Raw genomic sequence first — 15597 nt, 5'->3', positions numbered from 1 at the left:
TTGAACTATTAAAAAATCGACAAAATGATCGCGAGCAATAGAACAGTTACTGTTTTGATAACCGTGATGGCGAAAATATCCTTGTACGATTGTCGATGTGTGAGTCCTGTAATGGCAAGAAGTGTGATGACTGCACCATTATGAGGAAGCGTATCCATACCGCCTGATGCCATCGAAGCAATTCGGTGTAACAATTCCGGGCTAATGCCTGCCGTGCTTGCGGCTGCCAAATATTGTTTACCCATGACCTCCAAAGCAATGGATAGACCTCCTGATGCGGAGCCCGTTACACCGGCCAATACATTGACAGAAATGGCTTCCGAGATAAGCGGATGAGAACTTAAGCCTAGAATCCAACCTTGAATAGCTTTGAATCCTGGTAGGGTTTTTACGACATTACCGAAGCCTACCTCAGATGCTGTGTTGAAAATAGCAAGCAGCGCACCCATTGCTGCAGCAGTCAAGCCCGCTGCCAATTTACTTTGAACAACGCGTGCATTAATGCAGATTGCAGACAGAATACCGATGCATAACGCCACAATCAGCGCCCAAGAAGACGACACCGTTTTTACATTGGCAATATTAAACGTTTTCAAAAGATCTGCTGAATACCAGTTATTTACCGTTAAGAAGCCTCTGCTCAGCAAGTAGTTGAACAGCAAGACCAGCACCAATGGGATGATTGACACCCAGAGATTTGGATATTTCTGATTGTCTAGCCCCTCAGGCTCATTCTTATGTCCTAAACCATAGCCTTCACCAGCAACTTCAGCTTGTTTACGTCTGCGTTCCAACCAGAACAGCCCTAAGCCAAATACGATAAGCCCACCGATAATACCAAGGATTGGAGCCGCGTAAGAATCCGTTCCGAAATAAGTTGTAGGAATAATATTCTGAATTTGCGGTGAACCTGGAAGTGCATCCATTGTAAAAGTAAACGCTCCCAAAGCAATCGTACCGGGAATCAATCTCTTTGGAATATTCGCTTCTCGGAAGATCGAAACAGCGAAAGGGTAAACTGCAAACGCTACCACAAATAAAGAAACACCGCCGTACGTTAAGATACCGCAAGCAAGAACAACCGAAAGCATCGCTCTCTTGGATCCCAATGCCTTCACTAACGATTGCGCAATCGAGGATGCCGCACCGTTCAATTCCATCACTTTACCGAACACAGCTCCCAATAAGAAAATCGGGAAAAAGTTTTTCACATAATTCGCTGCGTTCACCATATACACTTCTGTATAGCTCGGCATTAAAGCAATTCCCGAAATCAATACGGCCAGCAAGGTGAAAATAGGTGCGAACACGATGACCGGGTAGCCTCTGTAAGCAAAAAACATCAGCAGGCCTAAGGATAACACAATCGCTACAATCTCAATAAACATGTTCTGTTCTCCTTTATAGTCATTTGTAAAGCGCTTCCAACTTGTCTGGTATGAATAAACTGGTTAAATTACATTTGGATTAATTTCAGTTTACATGCAGATTCCCAAGAGGTAAAATTCATATTTGGAATGACAATCATGAAAAAATGCTATAGGTCGGGGAGGGATGATCCTTTGGATTTACGCCAGTTAACTTATCTGCTTGAAATTGCTAAACACATGAATTTTACCAAAGCGGCCGAAACCCTTCACCTCACACAACCAACACTGAGTAAAATGGTGAAAAATATAGAAGAAGAACTGGGCGCTACTTTATTTGATCGTTCAGGCAAGTATGTTCAATTGACGGACTCGGGAGAAATCGCCGTTAAACAGATTCAAGTCATCGTTCAGGCTGTCCATGATCTTCATCACCTATTAGATGATGTCTCCAACCTAAAAAAAGGAACCATAACCATAGGGTTGCCCCCAGTAGTTGGTTCCGTTTTCTTTACACGAGTTATCGCAAAGTTCCAAATTAAACATCCTAATATCCACTTCCAACTTGTCGAAGAAGGCGCTAAGAATGTAGAAAACCTTGTGCAAAATCGAAAGCTTGATCTCGGTGTGGTGGTTGGACCTATTTACACGTCTAACTTTGAAACCTTGCCTTTTATCTATCAAAAATTAGCGCTCATCATCCATCGTTCTCATCCGCTAGCTAAGCAATCCAGCGTATCTCTGCTGCAGCTAAGAAATGAACCCTTTATCCTGTTTCCTAGCGGCTATGCCGTTCGAAACCATGTCATTCATGCCTGTCGATCCGTAGGATTCGATCCTTCCGTTGTCTACGAAAGCTCGCAGTGGGACCTTTTGGCTGAAATGGTTGCTTCGAATGCAGGTATTTCCATCATACCCGAGACGATTTGCAGTAAAATCACTTGTCCGGAGGTACTTACGTTACCTTTAACAGAGCCTTCTATTCCATGGAATTTAGTTATTATTTGGCCTAAGGATCACTACGTCTCTTACGCTATGCGTGAGTTTATTTCGTTTAGCCAAGAGCTGTCGGAAACAGATAACTGACTCTGATTGGATGTTTACGAACGACATAAGACATAAGTCAAAATAGGTTCTCCATCGCTCCAGATGGAGAGCCTTCTTTATAATTGGATATTTGTTTATAAAGCTAGAAGGAGAAAAGAACAATTCCATAGAAGAACTCATACATCGAGTTATAACGGGAGGGTTACGAAATGCTAATTGAGCAACAGCTAGAGAATCAAACCTTATTTTTCCAGGCCTTTCAGTATGCTCCGATTGGTATGGTTCTCGTAGCAATTAATGGGAGCGTAATCAAAGCAAATTCAACTGTCTGCTCGATCTTAGGATTATCTGAGGAAGAATTACTCCTTAAGACCGTTCAAGAAATGACACATCCCAATGATTTAGACCTTGACCTTGCGTTTAGAAACCAATTAATAGAAGGTATGAGAGAATCATATCAAATGGAAAAACGTTTAATTAAGCAAGAGGGCGAGATTGTATGGGTACAAATAACGGTCTCCTTAGTAAAAAGTAAAGCTGGAGAACCCCTATTTTTCATATCTCAGGTTATCAATATCACCGATCGAAAGATCGCTTATAACGAAATACAAGAGAAAAAGCGCCTCTTAATAGAAAGAGAGCAACGCTATCGATCCGTTGTGGAGCATGCTTTTGATTTCATTACTATGCACAACCCTGACGGAACCTATCTCTACGCATCTCCTTCCTGTTATGAAGTTCTTGGGTATGCGCCTGAAGAAATGATCGGGAAGTCAGGTTATGAATTCCTTCATCCTGAAGATGTCCAAATGGGAAATCAGGATCATATAGCTATCCTTCAAACAGACAAGCATTCTAACAGGATCGTTCGAATACGTAAAAAGGATGGAAGATACATCTGGATCGAGTCAACTAGCAGCTCCCTTCTTGATTCAGAAACAGGCGAGCTTAAAGAAATTATCGTCGTTTCCAGAGATATTACCGAACGAATCAAAAAAGAGCGTAACTTGCAGGACAACGAACAGCGTTATAAATCCCTTTTCGACTATCACCCGGATCTAATTTATTCAATGGATTTGGAGGGAAACTACACCTCTATTAATCAATCTTTTGAAGAACTGATGGGTTATACGAAACAGGAAATGATAGAGAATCCGATAAACTTTCGTTCGGTCGTAGATCCTACAGATTATGAACAGGTAGAGCATCATTTCATTCAAGCGACAAAAGGTTTTGCACAGCGATACGAGGCGTCAGGTATAAATAAGACAGGGAGACATACGACCTTCGATGTGACCAATGTCCCGATCTTTGTTAATCAGCAAGTCATTGGTGTCTACGGAATTGCTAGTGATATCACATACCGAAAAGAATTGTGGAAAAAGCTAGAAGAAAGTCAAAATTTATACCAACTCATTTCAGAGAATGCGCAGGATATTATTTCGTATGCAACGCCTGATGGCGTAATTCGTTATGTTTCCCCTGCCATTAAGGCTTTACTTGGATATGAGCCTGTTGAATATGTAGGCAAAGTCGCAATCGAGTTCTGGCACCCGGATGATGTTGCTTCCTTTATCGATACAGGTATTCTGCTGAAATCAGATGTGGATACTTTTACTTGCCGAGTTCGTCATAAACAAGGACACTATGTCTGGTTTGAAACAACGGCAAAAATCATACGTAATGAAGACAGGGAAATTGTTAAAGTATTAGCTGTGGGAAGAGATATTAGTGAAAGAAAACGTGCGGAGCAAGAACTGAAAGCAGCGAAAGACCAGCTTGAATCCTTTATTGATCGAAATGTGGATCCGATTCTTATCCTTAATTTGGAAGACAGAGTAGTAAGATTCAATCATGCCTTTGAAAAAACGTATGGATGGACGGAGACCGAAATTGTTGGACTCCATGTACTTGATTTACCCAACATTCCACTTAAACTTAAACCAGAGGTCGTTCATAATCTGGCTAGAATTAAATCTTTTGAGGCCATTGAAGGATATGAAACCATTAGAAAAAGAAAAGATGGCGTTATTCTTACGGTTATGATTTCGAGTTTCACTATGCGGGGTGAGAATGGACATATTAATGGTTGGGCTGTGATCCTAAGGGATATCACTGACAAAAAGCAAGCGGAAGAGCTATTGATTAGGTCAGAGAAATTATCCATTGCGGGTCAATTAGCGGCAGGAATTGCTCATGAAATTCGCAATCCAATCACTGCAATTAAAGGATTCGTTCAACTCATGAAATCTGGCATCGTCGAGAAAAAAATGTATTTGGACATTATGGCCTCCGAAATCGAACGAATTGAAATGATTCTGAGTGAACTATTAATTCTTGCAAAACCTCAAATCATTCAAACGGAACGTAAAGACATTCGGATGCTCTTAGCACAAGTGACCACCCTACTAGATACGCAAGCCATTATCAACAATGTTCAAATCATCACGAAGTTTGATCCAGATATTCCCCCTATTCTGTGTGATGAAAATCAATTGAAACAAGTGTGTATTAACTTTATTAAAAACGCTATAGAAGCTATGCCCAAAGGCGGAAATATCGTTATTCAATTAACAAGTAAAAATGAAAATCATATATTGCTTCGCTTTATCGATCAAGGGTGTGGGATTCCCGAATACATTCTTTCTAAGTTAGGAGAACCCTTCTACACAACAAAAGAACAAGGAACCGGACTAGGTTTCATGGTCAGTAAAAGGATTATAGAAAATCATCACGGAGAAGTCGCCGTGTTCAGTGAGGAAAATAAAGGGACAACGATAGAGGTAAGTCTTCCGATTGCGCATTAAAGCTTCGTATTACTCATGCTATGATACGCAAAAAGACCATTAGCATAATGATGCTAATGGTCCAGTAATGCCTACTTGTTGTATATTCTATACATAAGCACTGCTGTTTCTGCCCTCGTTGCATTCCCGAGCGGATTGATTCTGCTGCCGTCCCCGTAGATAATTCCATTCTTGATTAGCGTAGCTACGCTTTGCTTCGCATAGGATGCGACTTCTGACCTGTCCGCAAATCCGTAAAGATTGTCCTCCGATTTTCTTTTTTTAAATACTTACAGCTACGCCACCCTTACTTGCTAGATTGGTTATTAGAAACTTTAACGGTCGCTGTATTGGTCGTTTTATTTCCTGCAAAATCAATAGCTGTATAGGTGATGGTGTATATTCGTCCTTTGTCCTTTTCCTTATTTTTATCGTTTTGGTTATCGTTGTTGTTATCGTTATTGTTATCATTGTCAGATTTTTCAGCACGAAGCATAAATTCAGTATCCAATGTACCGATGTTTGCGCCTTGGATGTCTTTTGACTGATCTCCATCACTTAACCCATTATCAGGTTCGTTGCTTGTGATGGATGTAAGAACAATAGATGAGATTCCAGAAAGGCTATCATTGGTGCCAACATTTGCTTTCACAATAATCAATTGATGATTTGGCGGCCACAAAGTAGTTTTATCCAAAACCAAATTCAGTGTAGGTGCCGTTTTATCAATTTGCACTACTGCCGTATGTGGTGACTCAATATTGCCTACCTTGTCAACGCTCCAATACGAGACCGTATGATTGCCCTCGGCCGTGATGGCAACGGAGGTGCCTTGTTGCTCTGCACCGCCATCCACGGTGTAGTAGGTGCCGGCTACGCCAGAGCCGTTGTCGCTAGCCGCGAACGTTACTGTAACGTCTTTGTTCGACCAGCCTGCGGGAGCATTATCGGACGTTATCGGTGCCGTTTTGTCGATGTTAATACCGTTCACTGTAACAGAAGCAGTATTCCCTGCACTGTCCGCCGCATCTCCCTGTACCCTTTGGTTAGCGCCCTCGGTAGAGATGGTGCTATCCTGCGCGCAGCTAACAGTACCTGACAAGGCATCCGTACAGGTGAAATGAACCGTCACATTACTGGGGTACCAACCACTCGCGTTTGCGCTGGTCGTCGGAGCGCCTGTGATGGTTGGGGAAGTTTTATCCAGTTGTACAACCGCCGAATGGGGGGATTCGGCGTTGCCTACCTTGTCAACACTCCAATACGAGATCGTATGATTGCCCTCGGCCGTGATGGCAACGGAGGTGCCTTGTTGCTCTACACCGCCATCCATGGTGTAGTAGGTGCCGGCTACGCCAGAGCCGTTGTCACTAGCCGTGAGAGTTAACGTAATGTCTTTGTTCACCCAACCGGCAGGAGCGTCATCGGTAGTCGTTGGTGGTATTACAGGTACAGTGCCTGCTTCCTGAACCGTAACCTGAGCCGTGGCAATCCTTCCACCATCCACCGTGGTCGCCGTAATCGTAGCAGTTCCATTGCCGATTGCGGTTACGGTTCCCGTGTTGTTGACTTTGGCAACAGATTCATTGCTGCTTGACCACAGGACGGTCTTGTTCCCTGCAAGATCGGGGACAACGGTCGCCTTCAATTGTGCCATCTGCCCCGGAATTAACGTGAGAGCCTGCTGATCCATCGTCACGTTAGTCACTTCACCAACCACAGGTGCAACTTCTACCGGTAGCGTTCCATTGATTCTCGCCAACTCTTCCGCTGTGATCGGCAGCACCGTTCCATGCCTCGGCGTCGGTATCGGGAGGCTGTATCCGCTTGAAACCGGGGTCCATATGCCGGAATCCAAATCAGTGGTGTAGAAAGGCTTGTAGCCCCCACCGGAAAAATAATCGATAAACAGATACCATTTATTTTCTCCGTTAGCCTTGAAAACCAGCGGTCCTTCTCCCGCAGGAATGCTCCCTTTCCCGATTCCTTCTTTAATCATGGTGAAGTTGCCGAAAATGGAGTTGCCTGATTCCTCGAATACCATCTTGCCGTTAGGTGAAGTGGCAGCGTTTAAATCACGTTCATCCTTGGTAAATCTGTAAATCTTCCCGTTGTTTTCAATCATCGTTGTATCAATGACCGAATAACCGGGGTTGTAATACTCTTGGGCTTCCGTAAAAGTATAAAAATTCCGCGTCTTCGCGTACATCATTCTTTCGTTCGGACTGCCCGACTTAGTGGCATCACTGTAGATCTTCGATGCCCAGAATACCACATATTCTCCAGTCGTTTTATCATAGAACGCTTCCGGTGCCCAAGTATTTCCTGCCAAATCGGAAGATACCTTAACCAGCCTTTGGTTGGACCAATGAATCAGGTCCGAAGATTCCCAGATCAACAGGGAAGTGCTGCCTGTTGTTTGAGCCCGGGTCCAATCTCCGTTGTTATTAATATTTAGATCTGTTGCGATCATGTAGAACTTATCACCATCCGGTGACCTAACAATAGAGGGATCTCTAACCCCTTTCTCACCCAAGTGAGAGGTAAATACAGGTTTGCCGCTGTTCAAATTGTTCCAGTGCAGCGGATCATTCCCATTACTCGATGCCAGGTAGAGCTGTTCACCATCTTTCGTGCCTTCGCCGATAAAGTAGGCAAACAGATAGCCTGCATAATTCGGCTTGGCGGGCAACATCTTGACATGTGCCGAGAACGCTTTGGTAAGAACCTCATCATTCATCCTGAGCGTTGCCGTTAATTTGATTTCCACATCTCCGGTACCTGCTGCGGGACGTTTCACCTCACCGGTTGGTGTAACAACGGCAGGATCCTCAGAGGACCATGAAATCAAGGAGCCGTAGTCACCTTTTACAGGCAATGTCAGATTGTCGCGGACATCGTTAATGTTATGTACCGTCAGGTTCTCAGCATCGTGTTTTAATTTCTCAGCATCTGCAAGCTGCTTAATGACGGTTACAGTAAAGGTTTTGGTTGCTGTTGATTGGCCATTACTGATGGTCGCCGTCAGCGTTACCGTTGCGTTACCGGCGACAGCTGCAGGACGTGTTACCTTACCTGTCTGACTATTGACCACAGCTTCATTGCTCGAAGTCCAGGTGATGGCACTTCCATACAAACCTCTGGTCGGGAGCGTCAAGTTGTCTTGTACAGCGCTGGTATCCCCGAGCGTCAGGTCCATCTGATCTGTTAAAAACATATCGCTCAGCTTGCTTCCATAGATCGCCTGAATTTCCGATGCGTCCAATGCTCTGTTGTATAAGCGGAAGTCGCTGACATTGCCTTTAAAATAAGGGTCGCCATAATTAGGCCACGGCTTACCGATAAAGTTGGCATTGGTCGGTTCCAGACTGCTCGGTTTTTTTGAAATCACATTGGTTTGTACAGCAACCCCGTCCACAAACAAGGTGGCGGTACCTGTCAAGGAAGAATAGGTCACCGCGACCTGCCTCCAAGAATTGACAGGAATCGAACTGCTGGCTACGCCACTCTCTCCGCTCCAATTCGTAGGCGTGATGGAGTATCTGAACCTGCCGCTCAGCGTCGGCGCGAAGTAGATGTATCCATTGTTCGTGTTGCTGAATGTCGCCAACCATTGCGGCGCCGCCGCAGTTGCATCCATCTTCATGAAGGCCGATATCGTTAAATCGTCAACCCCCTGGAGAAGGTTATTCGGCATTTGCACATATGCGCCATTATAACCACCGCCTAATTGAAGGGAGGTGCCTCCAATTCCTTGTCCCCAGGTTGCGCCGTCTTTGAGTACACCGTCATTCCCATTCCCCGATGAGTCAATAGCAGAAGTACCGCTGGTTTCATCCAGTTTATACCAAAGCAGCATTTCATTTTTTACCGTTACAGTCGCTTGGTATGTCTCTCCATTGTAAGCAACCTTAATAACTGCGGTCCCTTTATGGAGCCCGGTCACTATTCCCGAACCGTCCACTTCGGCGACGTTCGGATCCGAGGATTCAAACGTTGCTGTACCCGTAACATCTTCCACGGACCCATCTGCATGGGTTACAGTGACTATCGTCTTGTGTGTTTGGTTAAAGAACAACACATAAGATTGGGAATCCAGTCCTACCACATCTCCTGCTTTCAAAACGGTTACCGCAATGGTCTTAGTGTCCGTCGCAGACCCTTTAGTGATACTTGCTGTTAAATGAACAGTTGTATCTGTGTCTAACGGCCTGGTCACTTTGCCATCAATAGCAATAAGATCCGTACGATCGGAGCTCCATGTTATATTCACTCCGGCTGCATAGGTAGTCGGGAGTGTCAAGTTGCTGACCACAGCCGTAGTATCGCCGAGACTAAGCCCTTCTTTAACCGCCTGAACCGCCTCGCTGTCGGTCAGAGACTCGATCCATACATGCTTAATTTCATCGGCAGATAAGGCACGGTTATATAAGCGAAAATCCGAAATCTGCCCTTTCAAGTAATGATCTGCGGGATAAGCAGGCTTGCCGATATAGTTGGCTATAGTCGCTTCCATATCCTTGGGAGACAGCGTTACGTTCGATTTTTCGGCAATCTTGCTCCCATCCTCATAGAAAGTCATGGTTGTGCCGGATAAGGTCACAGCGACATTCTTCCACACGCCCTTGGAGATGGAAGACCCCTTCGCTGCGTTCTGTTCCGCGGACCATCTGTCATTCGTGATGCTGACACGGGAATTGCCGCCTCCATCAGTCAGCATACCAAAATATTTCGTACCAGAAGCCGAACCAGGGTCCTCGGCTGAACCAAACGTAAAGATCCAGTAAGGATTGCTGATTGTTGGATCGATAAACACATTCGTTGCCACCGTGACATCCGTTATATCAGCCAGAATCCCATTTGGCAGCTGTACGAAGCCGTTGCTTCCGTTCAGCGTGACAGCACCACTGCCATTTTTTGCTGTTCCCCATGAGGCGCCTTGACTCAGTGTACCAGTATGGCCGTTTCCGGTAGAATCGTTAACCGTTGTCCCGCTGCCCTCGTTGAATTTGTACCAAAGCTTATGACTTGTATCGACCGGTTCTGGAAGTGGTTTCACATAACGGACGGAAATCCAACCTACAGCAGGCTTGTCGGAGCCTGCCTTAACCAGCTTTACGTCAAGCTGGTCCGTATCCACGTCCACAGTAAATTCCTTGAACTCCCGCTTGTCGCCAACCAAATAATTTTGAAGTTTGAGCTCGTTTTGAATATAGATGTCCATCAAACGGGATGACGAGTCCCAAGGGTCGTCAAAACCCATTTGTACGGTATAAGTTCCGTGTGGAACTTCAAATTTATAAGCGATTCCCTTTCCGTTATCAGTTCCGTCATATTGGCGAATCGACAGATAAGGATCTGTTTCATCACTCTTGGCCCAGGTTTTTCCGTCGTCCGCAACGTATCCCCAGGTTTTTCCGGAGATGGGGTCCGCTCCAAAAGTCTGATCAGGAACCGATTGTTTCACACCGAGTGTAACTCCGTTTTGAACGGCCGTCGCCCCTGCATCAACAAAATAGTAAAGATTAGGGTCCGCAGGGCCCACAGGAGTCGATGTTTTCACAATGGATATGGCGCTGGACAAGTCCCCTCTAACCGTTGTCATCCCAAAATAATACGGTGTGCCGTTCGTCAGGTTCTCTACCGTATAATGATTGACATTTCCCGGTACAGAAACATGATTGGCAAGATTCCCTTCATCTGTGCCATAAGCAATGTCGTAGGCGGCATTAAGGGTCTCGTCAAAATACAGGGTAACCTGGGAATTCCCTTCAGCTACGCGTTTGATAACCGGTTGAACGGGAATGCCGTTATCATGCTGAACCATGAGCCAACTGATAAGCGGCTTACTGTTTCCTTGTTTCGTGATCTTTACGTCAAGCACTCCATCCGTAACGGAAATGCCCACTACCCGTTTCACGTCTTGACCCGATCCGACCAAGTAGTTAGTAAGGACTTTTTGTCCCTCTACTTCAAGATCCATTACTCGGTCGGAACTATCCCAGGGATCATCGAAACCCAGATCCAGATTATACAGACCGCTCGGCACTTCAAATCGATAGCTTAAGCCTTTGCCGTTTGTATTGCCATCGTACTGGCGAATGCTGTTCCAGCGATCCTCATTTTGGTTTGCCCAGGTTTGAGAATCATCGGCATCATAGCCCCACTTGTATCCAGTCAAAGGATCTTCCTGATAGGCCTGATCTTCCCCGCCGTTCCGGACACCAAGCTCCTCGCCTGTTTCCAATTTATCAGGGCTTGAATCCCCGGCATCTACATAATACAACAATTCCTTCTCTACCTTGATCCAACTTAGCATAGGCTTGGAGCCGGCCTTCTTGAGAACCTTCACTTCAAGCTGACCATTCGACACATGGATGGAGTCAAACTGCTTTACTTCCTGGCCAATGCCAATGACATAATCAGTTAACGTCGTTATCCCGTTAATGGTCAAATCCATCTTGCGGTTAATATCAGACCAAGGATCGAAAAATCCGACTGTAACCCGGTACGCCCCATTGGGAAGATTGAATTTATAGGCAAGCCCTTTATTCAAGTCGTTCCCGTCATATTGCCGAATGGTCTCGAAATTGCTGGTGGCGTCTGTTCGGGCCCAAGTGGAATCACCGTCTGCTACATAGCCCCACATATTCCCGGTAACCGGATCCACCCCGTAGGCTTGATCCTCCACTCCGTTGAAGGCCCCAAAAGACTCTCCATCTTCTAAAAAAGCCGCACTTCCGTCTCCAGCATCCACATAATAAAGCAGCTGCGGTTCTTGGATATCGCGGGGTGCACCCGATTTTACACTTGATTCGGTCTGAATGGTGCCATTCATGGCAACAACCTTAAAATAATAAACTTGATTATTACTAAGTCCGGTTACTGCCGCATTTCCACCACTTACGGCCAATGTATTCTGCAAGTTATCGGGTGATGTGCCGTATTGTACCGTATAGGCGGTTGCCCCATCGACTTCCGCATACTTCAGGTCAATTCGATGGTTGCCGATATGAACGGTGTAGATCTCCGGAGCTTTCATCAAGCCATCCGCCCGGGTAACCTTTAAATAGCTAAACTGCGCATTACTCCAGCTATGCAGTCCTACCATACCGCTGCTGTAAGAGGAATCTATTACATCAAAGATCAACTCGCCATCCAGATATGCCTGAATATGCGGACCATCCAAAACAACTTTTAAAGGGTACAGTTGATTCAGCTTAGCCGAGAAGGCTTTCGAGTTGGTCATATTCGTGCCATTCTTCCGCAAGAAAAGGGCATCGTTCTCAAATCCAAAAGCATAGGCATGATTATAATCCGTACCGCGGAATACGATTCCCCAATCAGCGCCTAACTCTGAATGTTTGGCCGTAACAGAGATCATGCCGTCTATCATATTGATATTTTTGATGGAAAGCTCTCCTTGGTTATCTCCTCCGGATTGATGCTTGAGTAAACCATTTTCCATTTTCCATACACTGACGTCCGGATTGTAGGAATTCATAGTAGAATTCTGGAAATCATCTTCCCACGTAACGGTTTCGGCTTGAGGCGTTGCTTGAATGTTCGCTGTTGGTTGACCAACCCCACCTACACCAACAGAAGAAACTCGGAAGGAATAGCTTCGGCCGTTGGTCAGATGATCAACAGTTGCAGAATTCGTAGGGAGCTCTAAGATGTTTGGCGCCCCATTCTCCGTCGTCATCTCCAAAGAATACTGGGTGACGCCTTGCACCTCGGGGAATTCAAGTTGAACTTTGCCGTCACCTGGAATGGCAATCAGCTTACTTGGTGGTTGTATCGTTGGAGTAACTATCATTTCCGGAGACAAGGAGCTGGTATCCACTCCGTCCTGTGCCTGGATCGCCACGTAATAGGGACTGCCGTTGGTTAAGCCTGTAAGGGTTCCTTTATATATGCCATCCTGACCTGCGATTTCAACGGTTCCGTTGTAGGCACCACTGGAGGTTCCCCACTTTGCCAGATAATGTGGAACATTGGGATCAGCGGAAAATTGAATTTCCACCCCTCCATCAGTGGGATTAGCGGAAACCTGTTGTGGCGGACTCAGCTTCGGCGTCACGGATACCGTGTCCGAAGGAGAACTATCACCGTTATGGTTCACGGCTATTACCGCGATATAATAGATCGAATTATTCTCCAGGCCAAGGAGCGTGTAGTTTGAACCCGTCACGGGACCGGCTGTCCTATTCATATTGTCCGGGGATGTACCGTAGACGATCTTGTAGCTTTCGGCTTTTGAAACGTCGTTTATCTTGATTTCTGCTGCTTTATTCAAGGACTTGACCGAATCAATACCCGGTTTTTCCGGTGCTTGATTTGCCGCCGCATAGCTGCCGTCCAACGTAACAATAGACCTTGCAGGAATGGTATATTGGAAAGCACCGTCTGCATCGGCCGTTACCATGTCATGCTGAGCCAAACTTTCATTTGCGTTCGTCACATACGGCGTAAGATGATATACTTTTTTTCCTTCCGGCAACTGATTCAATTGAACAGTAACCGGCTTGTCCTCATTGGTGTAGTTCACGAAGACGGAAGTCATTTTATTATTGCCCTCATGCAAATAAGACGACCCCATCAGCCCCTTGGGATCATTCTCCGCCAATCCGGTCATGGCTATCCGCTTAGCGCCTGGACGAATAAATTTACTATAGTTCCCGAGCGCCCATAACATTTTGGAAGAATAGATCGATTGCTCGTCTCCCGGCATACCGTAATCCGTATAGATCAGCCCATCTTTATAATCTCCTTTGGATACAGCCGTCCACCATTGCCAAGCGGATGCATTCGCAACAGACAGATCATAATGAATCGTACGCGCTATCAAAAGTGCAGGATCGATGCCCAAGTCCCTGCCGTTCCCCTGCATTTCCCCGACATCGCCTAGGATGCAATATTCACTCATCCAGTAGGAGGAACCCGGCAAGGTGCTTTGAAGATTCTCCCACAGCAGCTTCCGCAATTCCCCCAAGCGGTCCCCATTCCGATCCGAAACCGTATCTGACCAATAGGAATGGGAAGCGATTTTGTTACTGATTTTGGAAGCTATTTCAGGGTTGCCCAGAAGATCCTTTATATATTCCCGGAACTTGCCTACATTTAATTTATTGCTTCCTCCCTGATATTGCAGTTTGTTATCGTTAGGATTTTGGGAGGTGGCCATAAATTGCGCATATTTGGCATCGTCAAGCAGGGACAAGATTTCGACGCCATCCGGAGCACTGATTTTGGTCGTAATATTCTTATTCTGGAGCTCCGCATAAAGGCTATTAATGACATTGATCACGTCCGTGTTGTTATAGCGATTCGCCTCTTGACCGGCTCCATTCCAATCCCACGTAGGTTCGTTTATAGGGCTGATATAATTAAAATGAATGCCTGATTTGTCGAAATGATCCATAACATCCGTCAAAAATCCGGCGAACTTGCCTTCATAACCCGATTTAAGATTCGTAGAGCCGACGGTAGCATCCGGCTGTGCATGTCCGTTTTTGGTCATCCAAACCGGCGGGCTGTTCACAAATGCAATAAGATCTTTGACACCCCTATCATTTGCAGCTTTCAAAAACCATTGCTGGCCCGCCTGCTTCGACCAATCATAAGCACTACTCTCATCTTTCTTAAAGCTTTCCGCCCTTCTCCAAGGGATCGTAATGATACTTTCATCCGTATCGTTAGAACCGGCTCCAATATTAAACCGCCAGCTCGATAAGCCGATTCCCTTGTCCTGTGAAAATAATAAATCAGCAATCTTCTCTTTGTTGCTTTCAGACCATTCCTTTCCAATTGGATCCATGGACCACGCGTCTGAAGCGCCAAAGTTGTCAATGGTTTGAAAAGTTGAACTTGCATTGATGTTCACTAAAGTCCTGTTAACATCTGCCGCATGTGTTACAGTCGGTGCAATCGGACTGGCCGCTACCAGAACGGAAGTGATCATTGCCAGGGTGCGTTTTAACATCTTTATCCTCCTTCGGGCTATAACTTCGAAAAGCAATCTTGCTCTCTGCGTGTAGTAGTAATGAGGCCTAAAAAGCAGTCGTATATTAACTTGTGTTTACCTCAGTGCTTCCGGTGAAAGTTGGATGACCAGCTTCTTTCATTTTGGATAATTGCAATGGTTGGCCCTCCTTCAAATTCCTTTATAGCTTCGTTATGAAACCCATTTCATTGGCTGTTGATTTCTGATCATCAGCCATTAAGGATAGTATAGAATTTTATGTAATCGCTTACATTGAAGGAAACATCAAAATTTATAACAAAACTTTGCTTTTTACGTACTGCAACCATATAAAAAAGCCGTCCGTGAATAATATCTTTATTCACAGATTTTTTTCTTCAATAATTCACTGATTTCTTATACATTTCACAAA

General features: G+C 45.3%; 4 protein-coding genes and 1 pseudogene. 2 read left to right on the top strand and 3 right to left on the bottom strand.

Annotation, left to right across the window (positions count from 1 at the left end):
- Nucleotides 1–8: 8 nt before the first annotated feature.
- Nucleotides 9–1388, bottom strand: coding sequence for a GntP family permease (locus tag QFZ77_RS08730; protein ID WP_307438532.1), 1380 nt, complete (start codon nt 1386–1388; stop codon nt 9–11).
- A 174-nt stretch (nt 1389–1562) separates the two neighbouring features.
- Between QFZ77_RS08730 and QFZ77_RS08725 the strand changes: the two genes are divergently transcribed.
- Nucleotides 1563–2453, top strand: a complete 891-nt coding sequence (locus QFZ77_RS08725; RefSeq protein ID WP_307438530.1) for a LysR family transcriptional regulator — start codon at nt 1563–1565, stop codon at nt 2451–2453.
- Between the two features lie 170 nt (nt 2454–2623).
- A complete protein-coding gene (locus tag QFZ77_RS08720; protein ID WP_307438529.1) occupies nt 2624–5221 on the top strand; it encodes a PAS domain S-box protein in 2598 nt (865 codons plus the stop codon).
- Nucleotides 5222–5292: 71 nt separating this feature from the next.
- On the opposite strand, the pseudogene QFZ77_RS37745 reads toward QFZ77_RS08720, so the two are convergent.
- Nucleotides 5293–5439, bottom strand: a pseudogene (locus QFZ77_RS37745) (S-layer homology domain-containing protein); the annotation flags it as partial.
- A gap of 68 nt (nt 5440–5507) precedes the next feature.
- Nucleotides 5508–15185: a glycoside hydrolase gene (locus tag QFZ77_RS08715; RefSeq protein ID WP_307438528.1), complete on the bottom strand. Its 9678-nt coding sequence runs from the start codon at nt 15183–15185 to the stop codon at nt 5508–5510.
- Between the last annotated feature and the right edge of the window lie 412 nt (nt 15186–15597).

Origin of the sequence: Paenibacillus sp. V4I3 (assembly GCF_030817215.1) — a bacterium.
Classification (GTDB): Bacteria; Bacillota; Bacilli; order Paenibacillales; family NBRC-103111; genus Paenibacillus_E.
This window is presented reverse-complemented; position numbering and strand designations above follow the sequence as displayed.